Origin of the sequence: Mesorhizobium sp. M1E.F.Ca.ET.063.01.1.1 (assembly GCF_003998155.1) — a bacterium.
GTDB lineage: Bacteria > Pseudomonadota > Alphaproteobacteria > Rhizobiales > Rhizobiaceae > Mesorhizobium.
Window position 1 is genome coordinate 1 of sequence record NZ_RZSC01000657.1, and the last position, 3299, is coordinate 3299.

The window sequence follows — 3299 nt, forward strand, 5'->3', positions numbered from 1 at the left end:
GGATGGGCCGTCCGGGCGTCTATGTGCAGGACCTCTATGTCGAGGACCGTTTTCGCGGCCTGCGGATCGGTGAAAAACTGCTGCGGCGCGTGGCCAGGGAATGCCGCGCGGCGGGCGGCGTTTATTTGAGGCTCTCCGTCGACACGGACAACGAGACCGCCAAGGCTTTCTATGAAAAGCTCGGCATCGGCTGGTCGAGCTACGAGCAGGTGCAAAAGATCGTCGGCGAAGCCTTCCTCAGCTTTTCCGACGCGCCGGAGGAAGAACGATGAAAGCCTTCTACGCCGAAGAACAGAAGCACCACGATCCGAAAGCCTTCCTCTCCAGCGGCGCGCCGCAGCCCAACCCTGAAAAGCCGGAACGGGTCGAGAGACTGTTAGCCGGCGCAAGATCGGCCGGCCTGACGATCGAGAGGCCGAGGGAGCATGGCCTCGGCCCGATCGCGGCGGTGCACACGCCCGAATATCTCGACTTCCTCGAGCACATCTTCGCGCGCTGGCAGCGCATCGAGGGCGCTTCGGCCGAAGTCATCCCGAACATCCACCCGATCGCCCGCGGCGGCTCCTATCCGGCCTCGGCGGTCGGTCAGGCCGGCTATCACATGGCCGACACCGCATGCCCGATCTCGGCCGAGACCTGGAACAGCGCGCTCTGGAGCGCCTGGAGCGCGGTGGAGGCCGCCGAAGCCGTGATGGCCGGCGCGCATTCGGCCTATGCGCTCTGCCGCCCGCCGGGCCATCATGCCTTCGCCGATGTCGCCGGCGGCTTCTGCTTCATCAACAATTCGGCGGTCGCAGCGCAGGTGCTGCGCAAGAACGCTGCGTGCGTCGCCATCCTCGATGTCGACCTGCATCACGGCAACGGCACGCAAGGCATTTTCTATGCGAGGTCCGACGTGCTGACGGTCTCGCTGCATGCCGACCCCGTACGCTTCTATCCCTTCTTCTGGGGCCATGCCGACGAACGCGGCGAAGGCGCAGGTCTCGGCTACAATCTCAACCTGCCGCTGCCGCGCAAATCCGGCGACGCGGCATTTCTCGAAGCGCTGGGAACAGCCTTCCGGCGCATCCGCGCCTTCGCGCCGGAAGCGCTGGTGGTGGCACTCGGTCTCGACGCATTCGAGGGCGATCCGTTCGGCGGCCTGTCGGTGACGACGCCCGGCTTCTCGCGCATCGGCGAGGCGATTGCCGGGCTCGGCCTGCCGACGGTCATCGTCCAGGAGGGCGGCTATCTCTGCGAAGCGCTCGGCGACAACCTCACTGCGTTCCTGACCGGCTTCGGCGGCAAGAAGGGTTAGCTCAAGAGCGTTGCTGCCTTAGCATCGCGATCACACGGTGCACGCTTTCCAGCGTCTCATCGATCTCCGTCGCCGTGTTGTAATGCGCAATGCCGATGCGCACGACGCCCTGTTCCGGCGGAATGCCGAGCTGGTGGACGATCTCCCACGCATAATTGTGGCCGGACCACAGGAAGATGCTTTCGGCGTTCATCTGCCGCACGATCGTCTCCGGCGCGATGCCTTCGACCGTGAAGGAGACCGTCGGCACGCGTTCGGCGAAACGCTCCGGGTCGGTGATGCCGCGAATGGCCAAACCGTCGATCTCCGACAGTCCCTCGATCAGCTGCCGGGCCAGCGCATTTTCATAGGCGATCGACACTTCGAAGGCCTTGGCGATCCGTTGCCGCCGGCGAGGGCGGTTCGCGGCGGCAGCACCCAGATCGGCGAAATAATCGACGGCAGCGGTGAGGCCTGCCATCAGCTCGATCTGCGGCGTGCCGAGCTCGAACCGCTCCGGCAGGCCGTTCGACGAGCACCTGCATTTGTACGGCTTGAGCGCGTCGATGACGTCGCGGCGGCCCCACAATATGCCCATATGCGGCCCGAAGAACTTGTAGGCCGAGCAGATCAGGAAATCGCAGCCGAGCTCCTGCACATCGATCAGCCCGTGCGGCGCGAACTGCACGGCATCGACACAGACCAGCGCGCCGGCCGTTTTGGCAATCGCCGTCAGCGCCTTCACGCGGTTGATCGAGCCGGTGAGGTTCGAGGCATAGTTCAGCGCCACGAGCCGCGTCTTTTCCGATAGCAGCGCCTGCAGCGCCGCCTCCTCGATCTGCCAGCTCTTCTCGTCGAAAGGCAGGAAGCGCACGACCAAACCGAGATCCTCGGCAAGCTGCAGCCAGGGCGAGACATTGCCCTCATGGTCCATGCGGGTGAGGATGATCTCGTCGCCGGGCTTCATCGCCCGGCCGAGCGTGCGCGACATATGATAGGTCAGCGTCGTCATGTTGGCGCCGATGATGATCTCCTCGACGCTTGCCGCGCCTAGGAAATCGGCCATCGCCGCATGCGCATCGTCGACCACGGCCTGCGCCGCAATCGTCGTCTCGAAGAAGCCGCCGAGATTGGCGTTGGTCGTCAGCAGGCAGCGTGACACCGCGTCGGCCACCGCCTGCGGCACCTGCGTGCCGGCGGGATTGTCGAGATAGATGCGGCGGCGGCCTTTGTCGGTCAGCGAAAGCGCCGGAAATTTCCCGCGCACGGCCTCGATCGGAAAGCCTGCCATCGTCTCCATCCCTTTTCTTTTCTCGTTGATTTCCCGATCACGGGCACGGATTGCCGACGCGCTGGTGGATGACGTCCACCGCCTTCTGCATCTCCTCCGTCCACCTGACCTCGACCGAGGACAGCGCCGTGTCGAGTTGCGCGACGCTGGTGGCGCCGACGATGTTCGTGGTCACGAAGGGCCGGCTCGAAACATAGGCGTTGGCAAAGAGCGCCGGCTCCATGCCGAAGGAGCGCGCCAGCTCATTGTATTCGAGCAGCACTTCCGCCGCATTCGGCGTCTCGTAGCGCTGGCCGCGATTGAAGAGTTGCGAGCGCGAGCCTTGCGGCCGCGCCCCATGATCGTATTTGCCGGTCAGATAGCCCTGCGCCAGCGGCGAATAAGGAAGGAAGGCAACCTGCTCGCGCTCGCAGACCTCGGCCAGGTTCACCTCGAACGTGCGGTTGACCAGATTGTAGGCGTTCTGCAGCGAGGCAACGCGCGGGCCGATGCCCTTGTCGGACTCAGCGAGGAAACGCATGACGCCCCATGAGCTTTCGTTCGACAGTCCGAGATGGCGAATCTTGCCGGCTTTCACCAGTTCTTCGAAGACGGCGAGCGTTTCGGCGATCGGCGTCTCGCCGGCCGGCGCGCCGTCAGCATCGGCGCGACGCGCTACCGCGCCGATGCGCGTCGGGTTCGATCCCCACGGGATGTCCCGATCCGGCCAATGGATCTGATAGAGATCGATAT

General features: G+C 64.7%; 4 protein-coding genes. 2 read left to right on the forward strand and 2 right to left on the reverse strand.

The annotated features are described in order from the left end of the window. Together EOA29_RS30025 and EOA29_RS30030 are read left to right on the forward strand one after the other, a co-directional pair. A partial coding sequence (locus EOA29_RS30025) for a GNAT family N-acetyltransferase (RefSeq protein WP_145969867.1) occupies positions 1-272 on the forward strand: 272 nt, incomplete at its 5' end. After that, positions 269-1297, forward strand: a complete 1029-nt coding sequence (locus tag EOA29_RS30030; protein ID WP_126093643.1) for a histone deacetylase family protein — start codon at positions 269-271, stop codon at positions 1295-1297. The genes EOA29_RS30025 and EOA29_RS30030, both read left to right, overlap by 4 nt. A 1-nt stretch (position 1298) precedes the next feature. Here EOA29_RS30030 and EOA29_RS30035 read toward each other — a convergent pair whose 3' ends face one another. After that, positions 1299-2567 carry a cysteine desulfurase-like protein gene (locus EOA29_RS30035; protein ID WP_127222021.1) on the reverse strand — a complete coding sequence of 423 codons (1269 nt, stop codon included), beginning with the start codon at positions 2565-2567 and terminating at the stop codon, positions 1299-1301. Positions 2568-2604: 37 nt separating this feature from the next. Next, positions 2605-3299: aldo/keto reductase (locus tag EOA29_RS30040; protein ID WP_189479030.1), on the reverse strand; the 695-nt coding region annotated here is incomplete at its 5' end.